Source organism: Pseudomonas sp. GD04058 (assembly GCF_029836855.1).
GTDB classification, from domain to species: Bacteria; Pseudomonadota; Gammaproteobacteria; order Pseudomonadales; family Pseudomonadaceae; genus Aquipseudomonas; species Aquipseudomonas bharatica.
The window spans coordinates 82555-105918 of the sequence record NZ_JAOECN010000003.1; the positions used below are offsets into that span (position 1 = coordinate 82555).

Annotated in this window: 17 protein-coding genes, 2 tRNA genes and 2 CRISPR repeat arrays; of the genes, 10 read left to right on the plus strand and 9 right to left on the minus strand. The window is 60.3% G+C overall.

Translation table 11 applies throughout. The features are described from left to right. Positions 1–482: 482 nt before the first annotated feature. The 7 genes from N7650_RS03850 to cas1f all read right to left on the minus strand — a co-directional run bounded on the left by N7650_RS03850 (position 483) and on the right by cas1f (position 8959). Positions 483–562: transfer RNA gene (locus tag N7650_RS03850), tRNA-Leu, on the minus strand. A gap of 17 nt (positions 563–579) precedes the next feature. Continuing rightward, positions 580–1143: a type I-F CRISPR-associated endoribonuclease Cas6/Csy4 gene (gene cas6f, locus N7650_RS03855; protein WP_279897167.1), complete on the minus strand. Its 564-nt coding sequence runs from the start codon at positions 1141–1143 to the stop codon at positions 580–582. Between the two features lie 2 nt (positions 1144–1145). Then, complete coding sequence (csy3, locus tag N7650_RS03860; RefSeq protein WP_279897168.1) at positions 1146–2168, minus strand: type I-F CRISPR-associated protein Csy3; 1023 nt, start codon at positions 2166–2168, stop codon at positions 1146–1148. A gap of 32 nt (positions 2169–2200) precedes the next feature. Next, on the minus strand, positions 2201–3187 hold the full coding sequence (csy2, locus tag N7650_RS03865; RefSeq protein WP_279897169.1) for a type I-F CRISPR-associated protein Csy2: 987 nt from the start codon (positions 3185–3187) through the stop codon (positions 2201–2203). Beyond that, positions 3180–4520, minus strand: coding sequence for a type I-F CRISPR-associated protein Csy1 (csy1, locus tag N7650_RS03870; RefSeq protein ID WP_279897170.1), 1341 nt, complete (start codon positions 4518–4520; stop codon positions 3180–3182). Before csy1 ends, csy2 begins: the two co-directional genes overlap by 8 nt. Before the next feature lie 66 nt (positions 4521–4586). Beyond that, positions 4587–7988, minus strand: a complete 3402-nt coding sequence (cas3f, locus tag N7650_RS03875) for a type I-F CRISPR-associated helicase Cas3f (RefSeq protein WP_279897171.1) — start codon at positions 7986–7988, stop codon at positions 4587–4589. Next, positions 7985–8959, minus strand: coding sequence for a type I-F CRISPR-associated endonuclease Cas1f (gene cas1f / locus N7650_RS03880; protein ID WP_279897172.1), 975 nt, complete (start codon positions 8957–8959; stop codon positions 7985–7987). The genes cas3f and cas1f overlap by 4 nt, the downstream gene beginning before the upstream one ends. Before the next feature lie 349 nt (positions 8960–9308). Then, positions 9309–10541: direct repeats of the CRISPR family, unit length 28 nt; unit sequence GTTCACTGCCGTATAGGCAGCTCAGAAA. 140 nt (positions 10542–10681) lie between these two features. Here cas1f and N7650_RS03885 point away from each other — a divergent pair. Together N7650_RS03885 and N7650_RS03890 are read left to right on the plus strand one after the other, a co-directional pair. After that, positions 10682–11002, plus strand: coding sequence for a transcriptional regulator (locus tag N7650_RS03885; protein ID WP_279897173.1), 321 nt, complete (start codon positions 10682–10684; stop codon positions 11000–11002). Continuing rightward, positions 11002–12219 (plus strand): type II toxin-antitoxin system HipA family toxin, encoded by a 1218-nt coding sequence (locus tag N7650_RS03890; RefSeq protein WP_279897174.1) that lies wholly within the window; start codon positions 11002–11004, stop codon positions 12217–12219. Before N7650_RS03885 ends, N7650_RS03890 begins: the two co-directional genes overlap by 1 nt. A 195-nt stretch (positions 12220–12414) precedes the next feature. Then, positions 12415–12684: a CRISPR direct-repeat array (repeat unit 28 nt; unit sequence GTTCACTGCCGTATAGGCAGCTCAGAAA). A 1045-nt stretch (positions 12685–13729) separates the two neighbouring features. Here N7650_RS03890 and N7650_RS03895 read toward each other — a convergent pair. After that, positions 13730–13814 (minus strand) — tRNA-Leu (locus N7650_RS03895). A 114-nt stretch (positions 13815–13928) separates the two neighbouring features. On the opposite strand from N7650_RS03895, the gene queA reads away from it, so the two are divergent. The 6 genes from queA (at position 13929) to N7650_RS03925 (ending at position 20012) form a co-directional block, all read left to right on the plus strand. Beyond that, on the plus strand, positions 13929–14978 hold the full coding sequence (gene queA, locus N7650_RS03900; RefSeq protein WP_279897175.1) for a tRNA preQ1(34) S-adenosylmethionine ribosyltransferase-isomerase QueA: 1050 nt from the start codon (positions 13929–13931) through the stop codon (positions 14976–14978). Between the two features lie 14 nt (positions 14979–14992). Continuing rightward, positions 14993–16108, plus strand: coding sequence for a tRNA guanosine(34) transglycosylase Tgt (tgt, locus tag N7650_RS03905; protein WP_009399721.1), 1116 nt, complete (start codon positions 14993–14995; stop codon positions 16106–16108). Positions 16109–16154: 46 nt separating this feature from the next. Next, positions 16155–16496 carry a preprotein translocase subunit YajC gene (yajC, locus tag N7650_RS03910; protein ID WP_009399719.1) on the plus strand — a complete coding sequence of 114 codons (342 nt, stop codon included), beginning with the start codon at positions 16155–16157 and terminating at the stop codon, positions 16494–16496. A 60-nt stretch (positions 16497–16556) separates the two neighbouring features. After that, a complete protein-coding gene (gene secD / locus N7650_RS03915) occupies positions 16557–18422 on the plus strand; it encodes a protein translocase subunit SecD (protein WP_009399717.1) in 1866 nt (621 codons plus the stop codon). A 9-nt stretch (positions 18423–18431) separates the two neighbouring features. Continuing rightward, complete coding sequence (gene secF / locus N7650_RS03920) at positions 18432–19343, plus strand: protein translocase subunit SecF (RefSeq protein WP_279897176.1); 912 nt, start codon at positions 18432–18434, stop codon at positions 19341–19343. 120 nt (positions 19344–19463) lie between these two features. Beyond that, entirely contained in the window at positions 19464–20012 is a 549-nt protein-coding gene (locus N7650_RS03925) for a glycine zipper 2TM domain-containing protein (protein ID WP_009399713.1), read from the plus strand. 772 nt (positions 20013–20784) lie between these two features. Here N7650_RS03925 and suhB read toward each other — a convergent pair. Further along, the gene (suhB, locus tag N7650_RS03930) at positions 20785–21600 is read right to left on the minus strand and encodes an inositol-phosphate phosphatase (protein WP_009398498.1); all 816 of its coding nucleotides are present in this window, start codon (positions 21598–21600) and stop codon (positions 20785–20787) included. A gap of 151 nt (positions 21601–21751) precedes the next feature. Between suhB and trmJ the strand changes: the two genes are divergently transcribed. Both trmJ and cysE read left to right on the plus strand, forming a co-directional pair. Then, positions 21752–22513: a tRNA (cytosine(32)/uridine(32)-2'-O)-methyltransferase TrmJ gene (trmJ, locus tag N7650_RS03935; protein ID WP_009398500.1), complete on the plus strand. Its 762-nt coding sequence runs from the start codon at positions 21752–21754 to the stop codon at positions 22511–22513. After that, positions 22514–23296 (plus strand): serine O-acetyltransferase, encoded by a 783-nt coding sequence (cysE, locus tag N7650_RS03940; RefSeq protein ID WP_009398501.1) that lies wholly within the window; start codon positions 22514–22516, stop codon positions 23294–23296. Positions 23297–23364: the final 68 nt, after the last annotated feature.

The following is a 23364-nucleotide window of genomic DNA, read 5'->3' on the forward strand; positions in this document are numbered from 1 at the left end:
GGCACGCTGGTAGGACAAATTCCTCGATCACGGAGAACCGAGGAGGGGGCCAGCAGACTTTGAGCGAGCTGAAAAATAAAAAGGCGCCACATGGGCGCCTTTCAAATTTTTGAGGAGTAGTCGCAGCGATCCTTTAGCTCCCGGCCTCACGACCTTGGGTTCAGAATCCGACGGACAATGCCCGTCGTCACTACCTTCAGAGAAACCAGCTTTCTCTGCTGCCAAAAATGCGGGGGGGATTTGCTGGTACCCAGTCCCGACGTATGCGCAGTTGCAGTCCTCAAGCGCAAGGATATACAAGGTGACACCCGTGTCAATCATATTGGATGAATGGGCCAGGGGGCGGGAAGCCATAAGTCTATGTGGGGATTCCGAGGCGTTCGCGGGCAATCTCGTTCCCACAGGGATACGCAGTATCTGCACCACCATCAAACCCCACCCACAAAAAAACCGACCTAAAAAGGTCGGTTTTTTCTGGATCTTGGCCCCGAGGGAGACTCGAACTCCCACTCCTTTCGAAAACGGATTTTGAATCCGCCGCGTCTACCGGTTTCCCATCGGGACACCTGAAAAATGGCTTCAGAACCAAGGCACCGTAGCCGTCCCACTCAGCCCGTATCCGCTAAACGTTCCTTGGTGAGGCTCCTCAAGCAATGGTCCCAGCCGAACAAACAACCTGAACACTTGCCCCCCGCCATTGCTGCGCAGCGTGGCGAACGGTAGATCGCACCGTTTCCCGGCATTGTCTGGAATGCGTTCGCGCGCTTCTTCCTCGCTTATGCCATGCCTTTTGATCAGCCTCCGCCGCGCCCGCTCCGGACTGCTGTCCACCTGCACGCGGCTGATGGTCCGGTGTTTCACACCTTCAGGCACGATCAGCGTCTCGCTGACATCCACGTGGTCCCGCATGCCAAGCAGCCAATCGAGCGACGACAATCGGGACAACGCTTGGTCATTGCCGTGCAGCCGTAGGTGCTCACCAAGATTACGTGCGTTCTGGCTTAACCCTGGGAAGCTGATTCCTATGTCGTTGCGCCGCAGGTCATGCAGCGCGCGATGCAGCTTGGTCAGCAAGGCATTCATCAGCAGCGTCTGGGGAAACTCCGGATCTGGCCGTAGTTTCAGATCGATGTAACGGTCCATGCTCAACCCGCCTCGCCGAATACACCGCCGCGGATCAGGGTGGCGATAACGAAATGCTGCTGGTCGAGTGCGGGCACCTTGTCTTTCAGCACCCAGCCGTCGAGCAGGGTATAGAAGTCGTCCTTGGTGGTGCGCGGCTGGCGGTAGGCCTTGCCTTGCGTAGTGACTGAGCCATAGGGCTCGACCGCGATCGGTCCGTTGATCTCAGCTTCCTGATACCAGGTGTCGATGCTGCGGATGGCATTGCCGAGTTTCTGCGAGTGGATACCGGCGATGCCGTTGACATGGTAGAGAGTCTTGCTCTTGTCGCCACGGCCACGGTCGAGGATAAGCTCCTGGGACGGGAACACTTCCTGGCCCGCGCCCAGGCGAACATAGGCGGTGACACGCAGCAGCACATGCTGCTCTCCCACCAGGCCGTTGGCGATCAGTTGGCCGAGCTCTTCCAGGGCGGTGCTCTGCTGGCCGTGGCTGTCGAAGTTGCGCAGGGACAGGGCGAAGGCATCGAAGGTCCAGCTTTTTGCCGCCTCGCCGTCGATCAGGTGGTCAACCTGAACCTCGACCTGTTCGGCGCCGATACGGTTACGCCAGAGGAAGCGACCGTTCGCCAGATTGTAGGCATAGCGGCGGGCCAGTTCGTTGAAGCCATTGTGCTCGACATACCCTTTGACCGTTGCCAGCAGCTTGCGCCGATACTCGGCATCGTTGCACGCCGAGGGCTGGCCAGTGCCGTCCAGCACCCGGAGGGTGAAGCTGACACGCAAGGTGTCGGCGTCATGGGGCAGGGTGGCGACATCAACGGTCTGCAGGTTGGGGTTTTCGATCTGGGCGTCCAGTTTCGCCGGGTCCAGTTCCTTGGTTTTCAGGCGATTGGAGATGGTGCCGCGCACGGATTTCGTATTGACGGCAACCGCACTCCAATTGCTGCGCGACCGCCAGTCACCGGCATGGAACAGCGCATCCGAAGGATCGAGCTTGCGCTCGAAGGCGAGGACGGAAGCGGTTTTCAGGTTGTCATTACTCATATGCAAATCCCTTGTATGAAGTGGCTGGCGGTTCAATCGAAGTCGTATTCGGTTTCGGCCTGGTAGTGATTGCGGCAGCGATACAGGCCTTGCTCTTTATGGCTGTCGGCGTACCACAGCAATTGCTCAACCGAGTGCAGTCGATGCGGGCTGAGCCATTGACCGATGCTGAAGAGGCTTTCTACCAGGCGGAACGGTGTGCTCTGGTCGCGGGCACTGGATACCGAACCGGGCGCATGCAATTCGCTCAAGCCGCCATATCCGACAGGAATAGGTACGATCCAGCCGAGGTTTTGACGGTCGTTGAGCCAGCGCGGCTCTTTACCTGACTTGTCTTCCGGGTCTGGTTTCGGTGCCCGCCAGTTGATTCGCGAGAGCGAGAGCCAGGCGTCCAGCGGTGAGGCTTGTGGATCATTGACGAGCAACTCGGCATGCCGTCGTTCCAGCAAGTCGTGGCGTTCAACCTGCACGAAGCCGGGGAGCAGCCGCCACATGGCGGACCTGAACAGACTCTGCCTGTCCTCCGGGTTGCCTGTCAGGGCAAGCAGGCTGGCCCTGTGCTTTTTGCCGGACGCTTGAGCTGGAATGATGCTGCCTCCGGCGATCCGCATCTGTGACAGCAGCTCGGTGATGCTCTGAACCAGTTGGTTCTTATCGCCGCTTTCCGGGGCTGGGCCCTGTACGGCGAAGACCAGGCTGAGTTCAAGGTGAATGCGGCCTTCCTCGACGATGGCGGCAGGCTTGCCGTCCTTGTCGTTAGGGTTGCGGGTCAGGCGGAAGTCATTCACGTAGCCCGAGTCGGTGACCAGTTCCTGGTGATCGTGGGCAACCACGGCGATGGCATTGAATTGAAGGTCGATATCAGCCGCGCGCGCCTTGCGCTCTAGGGCCCACATCAAACCGATAAAGGCTGTCATGGAAGGGAAGCCGTGGGTCAGCGGGCTGGAAATCGCATTGGCATTCTGCACGTGTAGGTGCGGCACGATCAGCAGGTGGTCGAAACCAGGCAATTCATTCATCGGACGCCTCCAGGTGGTGGGCGAGCGGTATCACATAGGCCGCGATCTTTCGCGTCCATTGGGCGTGTTCGACGCTGCTGACCGGCAGTCCGGCCTTCTTTAGGATGTCGTTGAGCCAGATGCCGAAGCGCTTGGCGATATCGCCCGGCCAGGTTTGCTGGCCGAAGGCGGTAATGAAGTTCTGGTCCGCCTCTTCATGCCCTTCACGGGGAGATAACGAGGCTCGTTCGGGGTCGAGCCAGAGCTGTTCGCTGAGGGGAAGATTGCAGGTGGCTTCGGTTGTCCAGCCGGCCGGGTACTGGTTTTGGATACCTTGTCCGAATGCAGCCAGCGAGCGTCCAAGGGCCTGTTCGATGCGCTCACGCTGCTGGCGTGTTTCGAAACTCTGTTCCGGATCGTCTTCCAGCAATTTGCACAATGCTGTGACCTGCCGGTTTACGCCGTCGAACTGGCGGAAGTTGTCGAACACCGAATCAATTGAAAGCAGCGGATTCCGTGAACCACGGCCCCATGAAGGCGGAAGCGACGCCAGCAGGTAGTTCACACCACCGCGATCACTGTTGAGCTGGCTGATGTTCTGCGGCTTGGTGCCACCGAGTTTGCGCGTGATCAAATTGCGGTAGTCGTGGTAAGGATCGGGATGCGGCACTTTGTTCCGCCATGCCTGACGGGCTTCCTTGTTACGCTCGCCGTAGCGGACCTCCGTAATGTCCAGATGAACCGCGTGCACAAGGCTGCTCGGGAACAGTGGCTGGAGGAGATGAAAGCCAGCGTCATCCGCCGGATCGTTGGTTACGCTCCAGTACACCTGCTTGGCCATTTCGTGGGAGCTGATTGCATCGGTCGGGCGGATCAGGCCTTTGAACGCGGCAGCCCATTCATTGGCGATTTCCGTGTCGTCATGCAGCGCGGCGAGCAGGTCGGCATCGTTATCCTGGAACCAGTCCAGCAAGCGCCTGCCTTCGACTTCGACCTTGAGGAACTTGTAGACATCCAGCGCTGCGGCATTACCGACGATATCGGTGGCCATGTCCTGGCCCAGCATATGGCTGCCGACCTCCTTGTGCCGGGCCAGCGAGGACGGATCGACATACAGGCTGGTCCCGCGGGCGTCGGGGTGGGTGGCTTTGAGCACATGCGTCACTGCCTGGATCTGCGCGACCCTGCGTGCGGCATCGGCAAGCCAGGTGCCGTAGTCGTATTTGGCGGCAACGGAAGTATCGTTGCCAGGCTCTGCACCCTTGAGCTTGGCTTCCTTTCTTTCCGTGATGAAGCGGGCGATGGTGGTGCGGAAAATTCTCGCACGCGATGTGGTTTCGGATCCTTCTTTCATTCACTCAGTCCATTCAAGTAGCCGGGCAAGTTATCTCACCAACGTGCTGGCGGTGAGTCCTTTTACTCATGAATCATTTCCTTTCTTTGCCATTCCTAATACCGGGTGATACCGCCACCCAAACCTGCTCGCATACACCTTCACCGAGGTAAACCGCTCGGCACAGACCTCCAGCGGCATCTCCAGCTCTTCTGCCAGCTCCCTCAGCAACGCCATTACATCGTGTTGCCCCCAGATCGCGATGCCGGGCCCCATGCTTCCTTCCAGATCAACCCACTCAAGCAGTTCCGCACATTCCAGATAAACCCTGGACTGGCTGTACCGGTTCGCTTCGTGGATACGGTGGAACAGCAACCGCTCGCCATCCTCATCTGGCAGCAACAGCAATTCCTCTTCGGGAATGCTGTTGTCCCGGAACGGCTGTTGCTGGGGCAGAGCCCAGGTCAATGCGGCCTGTGGAAACTGCCAGGCACAGGCCGCATCAAGGTCGAGGTTTTCGCCTGCATTGCGTCGAGCGTATTGCGGCGTGGCACTGCGTTCCTTGGGCAGCATCAACTCAGCCAGCCGCGCGTGCTCCAGATCCACCAGGCTTGTTTGCGGATCGAGTGTCGCGCGCTCCTGAATCCGCGGGCGGGCACTGATGGCGGCGATATCTTCCGGCTTCAACAATTTGCTGAGCCTGTGGCTCTTCAGCCTGAAACGATGGCTTGGGGGTACGTTTTCCTGTTCGAACCCGGGCCTGATGAAAGCCGGATCTTGCCTCCGACGGGGCTCCAGCCTGTTCTCGAAATGCCGCAGGTTGGTATCCAGAATCAGCAGGTTGGCCTGATTGCAGGGCTGGTTGCGGTGACGTTGCACCCGCCCGGCAATCTGGATCAGCGAGCGCATCGACGAGGGTTCGACGATCGCCCAGTCGTAATCGTGGTCGCGCCCGACTTCGGTCACCGGCGAGCCGAGTACGACGAACAGATGCTCCTGCTCGGGGTACCGACGCAGGGCGTCGCGGATGTCGGTGTGATCGAACACCGCGTCGCTGTCCCGACGATCGAGCGTGCGGTCCAGTTGCGCTTCGATGGCCGAGCGCAGCAGCAGCGGAAAACGCGAGTGGTAGACGCACAGGTGGATGCGTTGGCCGTCTATTGCACCTAGTCGAAACAGCGCCAGCGCGACATCGAATAATGGCTCGATATTGGCCATGCGTATCAGCCCGAAGCTGACGCGCTTGCCTGTATGCCTACAAATGCTGGCGTGTCGCTCGTGAGCCATCTGCATGGTTTCACGAATCCGCTCGGCGAATTCGCGTCTGAGCTGATCCCTGCCGTGGCTCTGGAGCGTCAACGATACGAGTTCACCGCGCCGGCTCGGTGTGACCTTGGCCAGTTCGTTGATCCGCTTGCTCACGAACAGCGAATGTTGCTCGTTGAAAGCGCCGGCATTTTCGCAAGTGGCTTGATGTGTACCGAATTCATCCACCCAGAGGCAGGGGGTGGCCGCAGGTTTATCTGGAGCGCCGCGGTTACGCCGGTACTGTTCCCGGCCCGCCCGGTAGGCCTGGAACATCCCGTCCAGCAAGGCAGGCGGCAGGGTTGCCGACGATAGCAGAACCCGCGTGCCCAGCAGGCCGGCCCAGTACACCAGGCGGGTCACCGCAGGCAGATCCGCCAGGTCAAAATCGTCCAGCTCGTCCAGCACCAGGTCGCTGCTCATCAGGCGCAGCATCGGCGCGATCTGGCGGCCGGCTCGTTGTGCTTCGGTGGCGGGCATCAGGTGGTCGATGGTGCATACCAGCATCGGAGCACTCAGTAGCGAGCGAATGTTCTGGTCGGCCATGGCCTTGCCGAGCAGGCCGTGCTGGCTGGTATTGCCCTCGTACAGGACGTGACTGTCTTCCTCGATCAGCGCCTGGGTGGATTCCGAACCGCTGGCTTCGGCGCGAGACTGGTGAAATTCGAAAAGAACGCGACTCGCCGATCCGCCGACGTGCATTGCCAGTTCATCTTCGCTCAGATGCAAGTCGCGGCGGTAGCTGTCACCGTTCTGCCGGGTCAGGGTGCGCAGGCCGAGGGCAAAGGAGCAGCGCAGGCCCAGCTCCGGATCGGCCAAGGCGTTCATGATGCGTGCGTTGGCGAGGGTCTTGCCGCAGCCGGTGGAGGCCATGTTGACGATGAAGGCACCGTGGTTGCTGGCTTGGGCGCGCAGGCTGGTAGCGGCGTCGGCCGCCTTGTCCTGCCAGCGGAAACGCTCGCTGCCGCTACGTTTGCGCAGGCCGCGATGGCGGAGCAAGCGTGGAAGATGACGCTCGAACCCTGGCAGGCCATGCACAACGCTGCCACTCATTTTCGCCACGCCCAGCAGGTGCTCATCCAGCGTCTGCTTGAGTATCCCGTTGCGGTCGGTGTTGGCGAAGACCTGATAGTCCTGGTCACCCGTTATCCGACGCTCGTCATCCGGTTCGAGGCTGGAATAATGATGATCCGCCAGCATCAGGCTTAGGCGGGCCAGATGCATGACGTAAGGATTCGACAGCCAATCGCCTTTGCCAGGTTTGTTGTGCAGCGCCAACAGGCGCTGCGCGAGTTTGGCGGCCTGGGTGCGCCATTTGGGCAAAACGACCGGCAACCGCTGCTCGAACTGCCAGTACGGTTCTATATCCGTCTCGGGCGCGTTGTTCCCCAGTTCGTTCCATTCATGGGTAATCCCGTCGAGTAAGTTGTGCAGACTCTGCGGGTTAAAGGTTTTAGAGCGGGCGCCGAAGCGTGGCTTTCCATCGTGCTGGTGGCTGTCGTCCACTGGCAGTGTAGGCAGTCGGTGATGGCTGACTACCAACCAGGCGATGGCTGCGGCGATTGGTGGCAGCCGGCGGAAGGGCGGTGTTGTCCCTGTATCCAGCCCATCGCGTTTGAAGCGACCCGGTTCCAGCCATTGCTTGTCATATTGTGAGTCAACGGCGGCGAGGCGCTGCAGCCAACCTGCGTCGTCGTCTTCGCCGACGAAGGCCAGGAACAGGCGCAACGACACCCATTCATGCCGATAGAGATTGCGCGTAACCGAGTGTTGACGAAGGCGCGCCTGGAAAGCCCTGCTGGCCTTGCCCAAGTCGTGCAGCAGCGCGGCCATCTGCGCGAGCAGGCGGATGTCCTCCGCTGTATGCCAGTCGTTCTCGTCATTTTTGCGCAGCACATCACGGCGGGTCGTATTGGTCGGCACCGCTCCTTGTTCATTGAAGCGACTGGCATCACCGACGATCCACAGCAATTCGCTGTGATCCAGGCCGCGTATCCAGTGGCAGGCGACAGCGGTATTGCGGCGTGCCGTTTTCTTCAGCAGGCGCCGCAGGGTATCCAGACCGGCCTGGGTGATCGGTGTTTGCCAGGTGCGCTCGCCGCGGCGTTCGGCGAATTGATCAAGGATGCGTCGGGTTTCTACCAGGGCACGTTTGTCGCACTGGCAGATCAGCAGGATATTCACGCGACGGGCGTCCCTAGTTGCTCGGCAATCTCCTTGAGGCTGTCGATCATGAAATCCAGGGCTTCGCTGCGTGTCAGGTTTTCGATGCAGGCTTGGCGAAAAGCTTGTTCGTCGTCTCCGTTCATGGCCGAGATGAAGGCCTGGGGCAGGATCAAACCGTCCTTCACCAAATCGGCGACATCGAACACCAGCCCGCCTCGCCGCGTCTTGCCATGCAGCACTGCCAGACCGTGGGGCAATCCCAGCACCCAGGTGGCACTGGCGGCCAGGCCATAGGCGAGATAGTTGCCGTGGTCGAGAAAGCGGTTGGCAGGATCACCGCCACTGCCGCGCTTGGCTCTGGAGAAGTCACCGTAGCCGGTTGCGTTGGCGGCCAGCTTGAACAAGCGCTTGGTCAGGCGAGCCTCTTCGGTCAGCACATGATCGTGGTTGGGCGCTTGATCCAGGTAGTCCAGGGACTGGGCTAAAGCCTGTTCTAGAACGGAGAGGTCGATCTGCAAACCTGCTTTTGCGAAGACGGGTTGCCGCCACTGTCTGGCGATGAACTCCAGGCGTTTGCGTTGAATGAACCTGGCTGCCTCGAGGCGTTTACCCTCGTCGAACCAGAAGGACACCCAGCGCTGCAGATACTCGGTGGGCCGGTATTCGCTTTGCGGTGAGAACCAGGCCACTTCCATATCCATCTCGTTGGCGCTGAACAACGGTGTTCCGCCACCTCCACAGAAACCAACCATCACCCCGGCCCTCGCCAGTTCACGCATCGCGGTCTGGGTAACGGACGTGCCTGTGCCGAGCAGGATGGTGGTTGTATTGGCGATCGGGATATTCCAGTACAGCGACTGTTTCCCCGCGTCGGTGACGTACTCGACACGCCCGCCATTCACCAGTACCCGGCAATGTTGCAGGTAATAAAGGTTGGCACGCTTCGAGTGAAGGATGGTCTTGAGGTCGGATGAATGAATGCCGTCCATGGAAAACCGGGTACCTCGGCGGTTCGTTGGCAAGAGCGCAGTTATAGCCGAGTTGATGGCAATGTGCCGGTGATTTTGTTACCCGATGTTGGAAGAGGAGTGGGTGCGGCTTTGGGGGGCAGCGCGATCCCGTTGACGTTGCCATCACGTGCCCGGGCGTTGGCATCGAGGCAGGGGGTTGGCAGTGGGTGGATGCTAAGGACTTCCTGTTGGCTTGAACCCTTTTTTCAACAGGCAGCATGGGGGCTTTATAAATCAATGGGTTAGGAGGTGCTGGAAAAATAGGGTTTAGAGAGGGGAAGGTCGGGTTTTGCTTTTTGATTCAATATGTTGGTAGGGTTTTGGTGTAGTTCACTGCCGTATAGGCAGCTCAGAAAAGCTGGTAACGGGCAGCGCCGGCAGCGGCCGAGTTCACTGCCGTATAGGCAGCTCAGAAATACCAGGGCCATCGCTTAGGCTTCCTTCGCAGAGTTCACTGCCGTATAGGCAGCTCAGAAACCCAGCAATCGAAGGCAAAAGGCCCCCGTGCTCGTTCACTGCCGTATAGGCAGCTCAGAAATGTGAAGGCCAGTGTAATCCGTTCAAGTTCGGGTTCACTGCCGTATAGGCAGCTCAGAAATCTGCAACTGAGAAAGCGGAAGCTAAAGCCGCGTTCACTGCCGTATAGGCAGCTCAGAAAAGATCGACCACGCACCTGTATTCGCGCGGCGCGTTCACTGCCGTATAGGCAGCTCAGAAAACCACCGACATGACCTGCAGTTCGGTGTACGAGTTCACTGCCGTATAGGCAGCTCAGAAAAGCGACACCGAGCGCTTCAAGAACGGCCTTGACGTTCACTGCCGTATAGGCAGCTCAGAAAGGTCGGCGTTCCAAGAAAAGTGATGGTCATGAGTTCACTGCCGTATAGGCAGCTCAGAAAGACCACTGCAGCAAGGCGAACGACATCACCAGGTTCACTGCCGTATAGGCAGCTCAGAAAACCAACGCGGTGCTCTTCCATCTTGAGCGTGAGGTTCACTGCTGTATAGGCAGCTCAGAAAATCGTGGAAGTGCGGCGTTGCAATGATTGCTGGTTCACTGCCGTATAGGCAGCTCAGAAAAACAACATGCGCCAGTTGGCCCTATTCAGCTGGTTCACTGCCGTATAGGCAGCTCAGAAAATGATTATCCTCGGTGGTGGCTGCATTGGTGTGTTCACTGCCGTATAGGCAGCTCAGAAATAGCGATCCGTCAGACCCACGGGAAAGCGGCAGTTCACTGCCGTATAGGCAGCTCAGAAATCTCCGAGCTACTGCAGCTGGACGTCGCCAGCGTTCACTGCCGTATAGGCAGCTCAGAAACTACGGAGATAGCGCCAATGGATACTTCTGGTGGTTCACTGCCGTATAGGCAGCTCAGAAAGAAGTCCGCCCACAGCGCCTCGCGGGCTCCGCGTTCACTGCCGTATAGGCAGCTCAGAAAAGCAAGGAAAAGGCATCGCGGCACCGCGCTGGGTTCACTGCCGTATAGGCAGCTCAGAAAAGGTCGTCCAGGGTGAGCTGATCGAGGGTCATGTTCACTGTCGTACAGGCAGCTCAGAAAACGTGAAGAGCCGTCGGCCAATCAAGAAACCTCTGCTTATTTTGTCTAAGCGGCCGACTTTAGCTACTCTTGGAAAAGACATGATTAAGCGGCCATAAATGACTGCTTAAACTGATTAAACGGTCTAAAAAGGGCTGCTTATGAATGACTATTTCCCCGTGGATTGCGACGCTACCCTCCAGCGGATAGGGCTTTTGGCCAAAGCCGCGCGACTGGAGCAGGGCATTCGTCAGTTGGATGTGGTCAGCCGCCTGGGCGTGCCGGAAAAAGTGGTTCGCCGCATCGAGCGCGGCGATCCGTCGGTAAGCGTCCGGTCATTGATGCTCGTGCTATGGAACCTGGGATTGATGGAGCGCGTGTTCCGTTCGCTCGAAGAGAGTCAGCTTTCTTTCTCGGAGCTCAAGCAAGACACCAGCGGCCGCCGCGTCCGGCATCGCCGTTCGAAGGCGGAGGATTTCTGATGCCAAGCGCCTACATCTACATGGAGCACCCCCAGACCGCCGAGGTGCTGACGCTGGGCAAGTTGACGCTGCAGCCCAATCGGCCTGGTGAGTTCGTTTATTCTCCCGCCGCACTCGAATCCAGGGTATGGGTGCCAGACCCGATCCGATATCCATTGTCCGACCGAGTCTTCACTATCAACACGAACCAGGGCGTTCCGGGTTTTATCGATGACGCCATGCCGGACGGCTGGGGCGAGCGGCTCCTGCAGCGAATGCAGCGCGATCCGGTCAGTCGGTTCGATCTGCTGATTGGTTCTCCCAACAATGACCGTGTGGGCAATCTCATGACCGGTCGGGACAGGGTGCCCCCGCCAGGTGTAGGGCAGAAGCCGCTACCGCGTCTGGATGGCCTGGATAAATTCATCGACATCTGCGAAGTGGTCTACGACAACGATGTCAGCGAGGCCGACGCGAAGGCCCTAGGCATGAGGGACCAACGTTCCTCGGTTGGTGGGGCACGGCCTAAACGGACCTTTGCGGGTGATCGCAAATTGATCCTAGCCAAGCCCCATGATCGTTATGACCAATACGAGCTAGCGCCTGTAGAACATGCCTGCATGACGTTTGCCGCACGGAAAGGCATGCGTGTCGCCAACACATCTCTCTATCAGGACCGAAAGGGAGCAACGCTTCTCGTAGAGCGTTTCGATCGACGCTACACGGGTGGTGTGTTTCGCAGGGTTCCTTTGCTAAGTGCATTGACACTGCTGGACACGGAGTGGGCCGTCGCGGACCTCAACGCGCGATCCTACGCGCGTTTCGCCGATGAAATGCACCGACGTGGCGTGCCGGACGAGGACCGACGCGAGCTCTACCGGCGCATGGCCTACAACGCCTTGGTCGGGAATGCGGATGACCATCCCCGCAACCACGCCATCATCTTTGTGGATGGGGTGTGGCGGTTGTCTCCTATGTACGACGTGCTTCCCATCCTGGACGAGGGGCGGGCCAGGTATATGTCCATGTCGGTAGGCGTCGAGGGGGCGAATGTCTCTCGGGCCAACCTGTTGAGTCAGCATCGACATTTTTCTCTGGAAGGGGATGAAGCGGAGGAGATGCTCGAGGAGGTAGCTGGCTGGGCTGAGGAACTCAGGGATTACTACGGTAATTTCCTCAAGGGGCAGACGCTGGAACTGGCGCGAGAAGCTACCAGTGCTGCGGGTTTATTAGCCTGAACGAGCGGGGTGGCGGTGCTTTTCTGGTGGTGTTTGGCCGAGCGAAAACCTTGCATGGGCCGCTGACCCTTTTTTTGTGGGCTATTTTGCTGCTTTGTAAATCAAGGGGTTACGAGGCAGGCTGGAAAGAGGGTTAATGTGAAGGAAAAGAGGGTTTTGCCTTTGGCGTCAGTATGTTGGTAGGGTTTGGGGCTAGTTCACTGCCGTATAGGCAGCTCAGAAACGGTCGCCGGGAAGGTCAGGCCAGGTACGCCAAGTTCACTGCCGTATAGGCAGCTCAGAAAATCTGACCAGGAGCGCGAACGCGGCGGCATATGTTCACTGCCGTATAGGCAGCTCAGAAAAACTCGCCGCAGGAGCGGCAGCAGCCCGAACAGGTTCACTGCCGTATAGGCAGCTCAGAAACAACCGACACGCCGTCGGGGTTCTGCTTGGGCGTTCACTGCCGTATAGGCAGCTCAGAAAAGATGGTGCGGCAACTCTTTCAAAGCTCAAGTGTTCACTGCCGTATAGGCAGCTCAGAAAAATACGCAGTTTGATGAACGCAATTTTTTCTTCGTTCACTGCCGTATAGGCAGCTCAGAAATGGTCGAGATCGGGACGAAGGTCATCGATTTTTGTTCACTGCCGTATAGGCAGCTCAGAAATGCTGGTTGTCGAGGCTGTACTCGACGTTCACGTTCACTGCCGTATAGGCAGCTCAGAAAAACGGTTGCGCAACGAAGCCAGCAAGCTCGCTGTTCACTGCCGTATAGGCAGCTCAGAAATTGCCGCGTTTGCCGAGCACGCGAAGGTGCTTGTTCACTGCCGTATAGGCAGCTCAGAAACCTGGAGCCGAACGCGCAGCCCTTTTACTTCAGTTCACTGCCGTATAGGCAGCTCAGAAAAGCGCCGCGATGATCAGTTGAGCGTGACCCGAGGTTCACTGCCGTATAGGCAGCTCAGAAATGGAGCTGGACGCCAAAAGAGAAGCGGGACACGTTCACTGCCGTATAGGCAGCTCAGAAAGCGTTGTCGAGCCGCCGCCAGGCTTGAAGTTCGTTCACTGCCGTATAGGCAGCTCAGAAACAATCTTCATCGCGGTCATTCGGCGTGTGGCAGTTCACTGCCGTATAGGCAGCTCAGAAATGGGTCATGCCGTTGCTACCGCCAGTGTCCAGGTTCACTGCCGTATAGGCAGCTCAGAAACATGGCAACCGGGACGATGTCCTGGCTTGCAAGTTCACTGCCGTATAGGCAGCTCAGTATAGGCAGCTCAGAAAAAGATCAAGGCCAAGTCCGCCCGCCTGCGCGAGTTCACTGCCGTATAGGCAGCTCAGAAAATGGTGCTGGACAGCGTACCGATCACGGCCATGTTCACTGCCGTATAGGTAGCTCAGAAATCGGCCAGCTGGACTCGACGCATGATGGCTGCGTTCACTGCCGTAGGCAGCTAAACCCCCACCAGACCGCACCCCCAAATCCCACCCACAAAAAAACCGACCTAAAAAGGTCGGTTTTTCCTGGATTTTGGTGCCCCGAGGGAGACTCGAACTCCCACTCCTTTCGAAAACGGATTTTGAATCCGCCGCGTCTACCAATTCCGCCATCAGGGCATGTGGCGGCGGAGTATAAAGAGCCACCTACCGTTGGTCAATCAGCTTTCATGGTCAATTTTTCCGCTTTCGGCTAAACTTCCCGGCCCTGTCGAACCCGTACCCCCATTGCCCATGCGCGTCGCCGATTTTTCTTTCGAACTGCCCGATTCCCTGATCGCCCGCCATCCACTCGCCGAGCGGCGCGCCAGTCGCCTGCTGGTGCTCGATGGGCCGAGCGGGGCGCTGGCGCATCGGCAGTTCGCCGATCTGCTGGAATACCTGCGCCCGGGCGACCTGATGGTGTTCAACAACACCCGGGTGATTCCGGCCCGTCTGTTCGGCCAGAAGGCGTCCGGCGGCAAGCTGGAGATCCTGGTGGAGCGGGTGCTGGACAGCCATCGCGTGCTGGCCCATGTGCGCTCGAGCAAGGCGCCGAAGCCGGGTTCGCAGATCCTCGTGGAGGGCGGTGGCGAGGCCGAGATGGTGGCGCGCCACGATACGCTGTTCGAGCTGCGCTTTACCGAAGAGGTGCTGCCGCTGCTGGACCGCGTCGGCCATATGCCGCTGCCTCCTTATATAGACCGCCCCGACGAGGGCGCCGACCGCGAGCGCTACCAGACCGTGTACGCCGAGCGCGCCGGTGCGGTGGCCGCGCCTACCGCCGGGCTGCATTTCGACGAGGAACTGCTGGCGAAGATCGCCGAGAAGGGCGTCGAGACCGCCTTCGTGACCCTGCATGTCGGCGCCGGTACTTTCCAGCCGGTGCGGGTGGAACGCATCGAAGACCACCACATGCATAAAGAGTGGCTCGAAGTAAGCCATGATGTGGTGGATGCCGTGGCCGCCTGCCGTGCGCGCGGTGGCCGGGTGGTGGCGGTGGGTACCACCAGCGTGCGCTCGCTGGAGAGCGCGGCGCGCGATGGTGTGCTCAAGCCGTTCAGCGGCGATACCGATATCTTCATTTTCCCGGGCCGTCCGTTCCATGTGGTCGATGCCCTGGTCACCAACTTCCATTTGCCCGAGTCCACGCTGCTGATGCTGGTTTCGGCCTTCGCCGGTTACCCGGAAACCATGGCCGCCTACGCCGCGGCGGTGAGCAACGAGTACCGCTTCTTCAGTTACGGTGATGCCATGTTCATCACCCGCAATCCGGCGCCGCGCGGCCCCGAGGATCAAGCATGAGTCGCACCTGTCGTATGTCCTTCGAGTTGCTGGCCACCGACGGCAAGGCCCGTCGCGGCCGCCTGACCTTCCCCCGTGGCACCGTGGAAACCCCGGCGTTCATGCCGGTGGGCACCTATGGCACGGTCAAGGGCATGCTGCCTCGGGACATCGAGGCCATCGGCGCCGAGATCATCCTCGGCAACACCTTCCACCTGTGGCTGCGCCCGGGCACCGAGGTGATCAAGGCCCACGGCGACCTGCACGATTTCATGCAGTGGAAAGGCCCGATCCTTACCGACTCCGGCGGTTTCCAGGTGTTCAGCCTGGGGGCGATGCGCAAGATCAAGGAAGAGGGCGTGACCTTCGCCTCCCCGGTGGACGGCTCGAAAGTGTTCATGGGCCCTGAAGAATCGATGCAGGTCCAGCGCGACCTGGGCTCGGACATCGTGATGATCTTCGACGAGTGCACGCCGTACCCGGCCGACGAAGACGTGGCGCGCATCTCCATGGAGCTGTCGCTGCGCTGGGCCCAGCGCTCGAAGAACGCCCACGGCGACAGCACGGCGGCGCTGTTCGGCATCGTCCAGGGCGGCATGCACCAGGACCTGCGCATGCGCTCCCTGGAAGGCCTGGACAAGATCGGCTTCGATGGCCTGGCCATCGGCGGCCTGTCGGTGGGCGAGCCGAAGCACGAGATGATCAAGGTGCTCGACTACCTGCCGGGGCAGATGCCCGCTGACAAACCTCGTTACCTTATGGGGGTTGGCAAGCCGGAGGATCTTGTTGAGGGTGTGCGCCGCGGCGTTGACATGTTCGACTGCGTGATGCCTACCCGCAATGCGCGGAACGGCCATCTGTTCATCGATACCGGCGTGCTGAAAATCCGCAACGCGTTCCATCGTCATGATGATTCGCCACTGGATCCGACCTGCGACTGCTACACCTGCCAGAACTTCTCCCGCGCCTATCTGCATCACCTGGATAAATGCGGCGAAATGCTCGGCGCCATGTTGAATACAATCCACAACTTGCGTCATTACCAGCGCCTGATGGCTGGTTTGCGCGAGGCAATTCAACAAGGTACATTGGCCGCCTTTGTCGACGCCTTTTATGCCAAACGCGGACTCCCCGTGCCGCCTTTGGATTGATGTTTTGCCATCCTGACAAACATAACTTTTGCAACTGGAGTGCCAAATGAGCTTTCTGATTCCTGCCGCTTACGCGGACGCCGCTGCCCCAGCCGCTGCTGCCGGCCCGGCCGGTACCGGCTTCGAGTGGATCTTCCTGGTCGGTTTCCTGGTCATCTTCTACCTGATGATCTGGCGCCCACAGGCCAAACGTGCCAAAGAGCAGAAGAACCTGCTGAGCAACCTGCAAAAGGGCGACGAAGTGGTCACCAACGGCGGCATCGCCGGCAAGATCGTCAAGGTCAGCGATGACTTCGTGGTACTCGAAGTGTCCGACTCGGTCGAACTGAAGTTCCAGAAGGGCGCCATCGCGGCCACCCTGCCGAAAGGTACGCTGAAAGCGATCTGATTAGTTTTTATCCAATCGACGGGGCGCGCAAGGCGCCCCGCGTCTTGAACGGGCGGCGTGATGCTGAACAAAACTCCTCTATGGAAATACGCACTGATCCTGGCGGTACTGGCGATCGGTTTTATTTATTCCGCTCCCAACCTTTACCCTGACGATCCGGCTGTGCAGGTCAGCGGCGCCAGCACTGCGCTGCAGGTCAGCCAGGCCGACCTGGACCGCGCCAGCAAGGCGCTGGGCGATGCCGGTATCGCGGTGAAGGCCGCTACTCTGGGCGAGAACGGCAAGGGTGCGTTGCTGCGCCTGGTCAAGCAGGAAGACCAGCTTCCGGCCAAGGACGTGGTGCGCAAGGCACTGGGCGATGATTACGTGGTGGCGCTGAACCTGGCCCCGACCACGCCACAATGGCTGCGCAGCATCGGCGCTCACCCGATGAAACTCGGTCTCGACCTGTCCGGTGGTGTGCACTTCCTGCTCGAAGTGGACATGGACAAGGCCATGGCCGCGCGCCTGAAAGTCTACGAAGGCGAGGTCAAGAGCCTCCTGCGCAAAGAGAAGGTCCGCTACCGCAGCCTGCCGCAGCAGGATGGTGGCATCCAGCTGGGCTTCTCCGACGATGCGACCCGCGAACAGGCCCGCAGCCTGATCCGCAAGAATTTCAACGATTTCGACCTGACCACCACCGAGCGTAACGACCTCTCGGTACTGCGTCTGGCGATCTCGCCGGCGAAGATCACGGAAATCCGTGAATACGCGATCAAGCAGAACCTGACCACGGTACGTAACCGCGTCAACGAGCTGGGCGTCGCCGAGCCGCTGGTTCAGCGCCAGGGTGCCAACCGCATCGTGGTCGAGCTGCCGGGCGTTCAGGACACCGCCGAAGCCAAGCGTATCCTCGGCAAGACCGCCAACCTTGAGTTCCGCCTGGGCGCAGGCCCTGATGCGACCAAGGCGACTACCGAGGTCTTCGAGTTCCGTGAAGGCGGGCGTTCCGCGCCGGTCGAGCGTGGCTTGATCATCACCGGTGACCAGGTTACCGATGCCCAGGCCAGCTACGACGAGCACGGCCGTCCGCAGGTGAATATCCGTCTCGACGGCCATGGTGGCGAACTGATGAGCCGCGCGACCCGCAGCAACGTCGGGCGCAGCATGGCGGTGATCTTCATCGAGCAGCGTCCGGTCACCCGCTACGAGAAGCAGGTGGTCGACGGCGTCGAGAAGGACGTGGCGGTGCAGACCTTCCAGGAAGACAAGAAGATCATCAGCCTGGCGACCATCCAGTCGCCGCTGGGCAGCCAGTTCCGCATCACCGGCCTGAACGGCCAGGGCGAATCGTCCGAGCTGGCCCTGCTGCTGCGTGCCGGTGGCCTGGCCGCGCCGATGTACTTCGCTGAAGAGCGCACCATCGGCCCGAGCCTGGGTGCCGACAACATCACCAAGGGTATCGATGCGTCGCTGTGGGGCATGCTGTTCGTCTCGCTGTTCATCATGGCCATCTACCGCTTCTTCGGCCTGATCGCCACCGTCGCCCTGGCGGGCAACATGGTCCTGCTGCTGGCGCTGATGTCGCTGCTCGGCGCGACCCTGACCCTGCCTGGTATCGCCGGTATCGTGCTGACCATGGGTATGGCGGTCGACGCCAACGTGCTGATCTTCTCGCGTATCCGCGAGGAGCTGGCCAATGGCATGTCGGCGCAGCGCGCCATCCACGAAGGTTTCGACCGTGCCTACACGGCGATTCTCGACGCCAACCTGACCACCCTGCTGGTCGGCGGCATCCTCTTCGCCATGGGCACCGGCCCGGTCAAGGGCTTCGCGGTCACCATGTCGCTGGGTATCTTCACCTCCATGTTCACTGCCATTCTGGTTACCCGTGCGATCGTCAACGGGATCTATGGCGGCCGCGACATCAAGAAGCTGTGGGTTTAAGGGGCTGCCATGCTACGTACGATCAACTTCATGGGCGTGCGCAATATTGCGTTCGCCGTCACCATGCTCCTCACGGTGGTGGCACTGTTCAGCTGGTTCCACAAGGGCCTGAACTTCGGCCTGGACTTCACCGGGGGTACGCTCATCGAGCTGACCTACGAGCGTCCGGCCGACCTGGGCAAGGTCCGCGAGGAACTGGTCAACTCCGGTTTCCACGAGGCCGTGGTGCAGAGCTTCGGTGCAACCACCGACCTGCTGGTGCGCATGCCTGGCGATGATCCTCAGCTGGGCAACAAGGTTGCCGACGCGCTGAAGAAAATCGGCGGCGACAACCCGGCCACGGTCAAGCGCGTCGAGTTCGTCGGCCCGCAGGTGGGTGAGGAACTGCGCGACCAGGGCGGCCTGGGCATGCTCATGGCGCTGGGCGGCATCCTGATCTACCTGGCCTTCCGCTTTCAGTGGAAGTTCGCCGTGGGCGCCATCCTCTCGCTGGTCCACGACGTCGTGGTCACCATGGGTATCCTGTCGTTCTTCCAGATCACCTTCGACCTGACGGTACTGGCGGCGGTGCTGGCGATCATCGGTTACTCGCTCAACGACACCATCGTCGTGTTCGACCGGGTCCGCGAAAACTTCCGCGTGCTGCGCAAGGCGACGCTGATCGAGAACATCAACATCTCGACCACCCAGACCCTGCTGCGTACCGTGGCGACTTCGGTCTCCACCCTGCTGGCCATCGCCGCCCTGCTGATCTTCGGCGGCGACAACCTGTGGGGCTTCTCGGTGGCGCTGCTGGTGGGTGTCCTGGCGGGTACCTACTCGTCGATCTACATCGCCAACGTGGTGCTGATCTGGCTGAACCTGACCACTGAAGACCTGATTCCTCCGGCCAAGACCGAGGTTGTGGACGACCGTCCATAAGGCAGCTTCCGGCGCCGTTGGCGCAACAGAAGGGCGCGAGTGTTGAACTCGCGCCTTTTTTTTTGCTCCAAGGCTGGGAGAAGCGCGGATTGATACCCGCGGGTAAATCAGGAGGTTCACGTGAACAAGTCGATGCTGGTGGGTGCGGTACTGGGTGCTGTCGGTGTGACTGCCGGAGGTGCTGTCGCGACCTACAGCCTGGTCAATAACGGACCGGAATACGCCCAGGTAACGGGCGTGCAACCGGTCAAGACGACCGTCAAGACGCCACGGGAAGTCTGCAAGGACGTCACGGTCACCCGGCAGCGGCCGGTGCAGGATCAGCACCAGATCGCCGGTACCGTGGTCGGTGCGCTTGCCGGTGGCCTGCTCGGCAACCAGATCGGCGGCGGCACCGGCAAGAAGATCGCCACCGTGGCCGGTGCGGTCGGCGGCGGCTATGCCGGTAACAAGGTGCAGGAGCACATGCAGAACAGCGACACCTACACCACCACCCAGACCCGCTGCAATACCGTCAATGACGTGAGCGAGAAGGTGGTCGGGTATGACGTGAAGTACACCATCGGCGACAAGGTCGGCCAGGTGCGGATGGACCGCGATCCAGGCTCGCAGATCCCGCTGGACAAGCAGGGTAACCTGGTGCTGGGTCAGGCCCAGCCTGCTCAGTAACTTGATCCAAGGGCCTACATCTAACCTGTGGGAGCTGGCTTGCCAGCGATAGCTATAGTGAATTCACTGCTGCAATCGCTGGCAAGCCAGCTCCCACAGGGATCGTGGCGGTCCGAAGTCCGAGCACAAAAAAGCACCTTGGAAGGTGCTTTTTTCATTTTCAGGTGCGACTCAGCGCTTCCGCTGGACAAGCAGGGTAATCTGATCCAAGAGCCGACATCTAACCTGTGGGAGCTGGCTTGCCAGCGATAGCTGTAGTGAATTCACCGCTGCAATCGCTGGCAAGCCAGCTCCCACAGGGATCGCGGCGGTCCGAAGTCCGGGCACAAAAAAGCATCTCGAAAGGTGCTTTTTTCATTTTCAGGCGAGACTCAGCGCTCCCGCTGGACAAGCTGGGTAACCTGATCCAAGGGTCTACATCTAACCTGTGGGAGCTGGCTTGCCAGCGATAGCTGTAGTGAATTCACCACTGCAATCGCTGGCAAGCCAGCTCCCACAGGGATCGCGGCGGTCCGAAGTCCGGGCACAAAAAAGCACCTCGAAAGGTGCTTTTTCATTTTCGGGTGCGACTCAGCGTTCCCGCTGGACAAGCAGGGTAACCTGATCCAAGGGTCTACATCTAACCTGTGGGAGCTGGCTTGCCAGCGATAGCTATAGTGAATTCACTACAGCTATCGCTGGCAAGCCAGCTCCCACAGGGATCGCGGCGGTCCCGAAGTCCGGGCATAAAAAAAGCACCTCGAAAGGTGCTTTTTTCATTTCCGGGCGAAACTCAGCGCTTGACCGAAGGCGGCAGGTGCGGCTGGATCGCCGTCAGCACAGCCTTGAAGCACTTGATGTTGCCGGCAACCACATGGCCTTTCTCGAGGAAGTCATGACCACCGGTGAAGTCGCTGACCAGGCCGCCCGCTTCCTGGATGAGCAGGGCGCCGGCAGCCATGTCCCACTCGGACAGGCCCGATTCCCAGAAGGCATCGAAACGACCGGCAGCCACGTAGGCCAGGTCCAGGCTGGCGGCGCCGGCGCGGCGGATGCCGGCGGTCTGGCCGACCAGGGCGCGGAACATGCCCAGGTAGTTGTCCAGGTATTCCATCTGGTTGTCGCGGAACGGGAAGCCTGTGCCCAGCAGGGCGCCTTCGAGGCTGGTACGCGAGCTGACGCGCAGGCGACGACCATTGAGCTGGGCGCCACGGCCACGGCTGGCGGTGAATTCTTCCTGGCGTACCGGGTCGAGAACCACGGCGTGCTCCAGGCGGCCGCGGTATTTGCAGGCGATGCTCACCGCGAAGTGCGGAACGCCACGCAGGAAGTTGGTGGTGCCGTCCAGCGGATCGATGATCCACAGGTAGTCTTCGCCTTCGCCGCTGCCGGCATGCAGACCGGTCTCTTCGCCCTGGATGGCGTGGTTCGGATACGCCTTGCGCAGCGCATCGATGATGACCTTCTCGGCGGCGCGGTCGACTTCGGACACGTAGTCCTTGGCGTCCTTTTCATCAACCTTGATGGTATCCAGGCGTTCGATTGAGCGGAAAATCAGTTCGCTGGCGCTGCGGGCGGCGCGCAGCGCGATATTCAGCATGGGCTGCATGGACGTTTCACCTGAGTTTTAAAGAAATGAAAGCCGCACAGTCTATCAGAAAACTTACGGCACTGTGGGGCAACATTTGCTTACGTAGCGTTACGCCGGTCGCTTCTGTAAGATTTGCTCCCCCCTGATTTCATGTCTGTGAGCGCCTGACGTGCTGCAAAATATTCGTGTCGTTCTGGTCTGTACCAGTCATCCCGGGAATATCGGCGGGGCTGCGCGTGCCATGAAGAACATGGGACTGTCGCGCCTCGTGCTGGTGAATCCGGCGGATTTCCCTTCTCCCGAGGCCAGCGCCCGGGCCTCCGGCGCCGATGATGTGCTGGCGTCCGCGCAGGTCGTCGCGTCCCTGGAAGAGGCCCTGGTCGGCTGCACCCTGGTGGTCGGCACCAGCGCCCGCAGTCGCAGCCTGCCCTGGCCGATGCTCGATCCCCGTGAATGCGGCAGTGAGTCCGTCGCCCGCGCCGCGCAGGGCGAGGAGGTGGCGCTGGTCTTCGGTCGTGAACACGCCGGCCTGACCAACGAAGAGCTGCAGCGATGTCACTACCACGTGCATATCCCCTCCAACCCGGACTTCAGCTCGCTGAACCTGGCGGCGGCGGTGCAGGTGCTGAGCTACGAGGTTCGTACTGCCTGGCTGGCCCGCGAGCCGCAGGCGGTGAAAACGGACAAGGACGAAGTGGTCGAGGAACTGGCCACCATGGACGAGATGGAGCGGTTCTACGGACACCTGGAAAGCACCCTGGTGCAGATCGGGTTCCTCGATCCGGCCAAGCCCAAGCACCTGATGCCGCGTCTGCGTCGCCTGTTCGGGCGCAGTGCGGTGAATCGTTCGGAAATGAGTATTTTGCGCGGCATCCTCACCGAAACCCAGAAAGCGGCCCGGGGCGATGCGCATAAGCGGAAGGATCAGTAAATGTTCGAGCGTCTGCGTGAAGATATCCAAAGCGTTTTCCACCGTGACCCGGCGGCACGCAATGCCTTTGAGGTGCTGACCTGCTATCCGGGCATGCACGCGATCTGGCTGCACCGCGCGGCGCATTGCCTGTGGAAAAAGGACTGGAAATGGCTGGCCCGCCTGGTGTCCAACTTCGGGCGCTGGCTGACCGGCATCGAGATTCACCCGGGGGCCAAGGTCGGCCGGCGGTTCTTCATCGACCACGGCATGGGCATCGTCATCGGCGAAACCGCCGAGATCGGCGACGACGTCACCCTCTACCAGGGCGTGACCCTGGGTGGCACCAGCTGGAACAAGGGCAAGCGCCACCCGACCCTGGAAGATGGCGTGGTGGTCGGCGCCGGGGCCAAGGTGCTCGGGCCGTTTACCGTCGGGGCCGGGGCCAAGATCGGCTCCAACGCGGTGGTGACCAAGGCGGTGCCGGCTGGCGCCACGGCGGTGGGTATCCCCGGGCGGATCATCGTCAAGACCGATGGCGAGCAGGAGGCCCGGCGCAAGGCCATCGCCGAGAAGATCGGTTTCGATGCCTACGGCGTCAGCGAGGACATGCCCGACCCGGTGGCCCGCGCCATCGGTCAGTTGCTCGATCATCTGCAGGCGGTGGATGGACGCCTGGAGGACATGTGCGGCGCCCTGACCAGGCTCGGTAGCGACTATCGCGCCACGGAGCTGCCGGCCCTGCACGAAGAAGACTTCGCTTGCGTCAAGGGCGAGCTGCGCAGCGACGCGCCCGCGCATTGACGGCCCGCCGGGCAAATCGGGGCGTGTGATCGCGCCCCGACTTTGCTATGATCTGCGCCGCCGTTCAG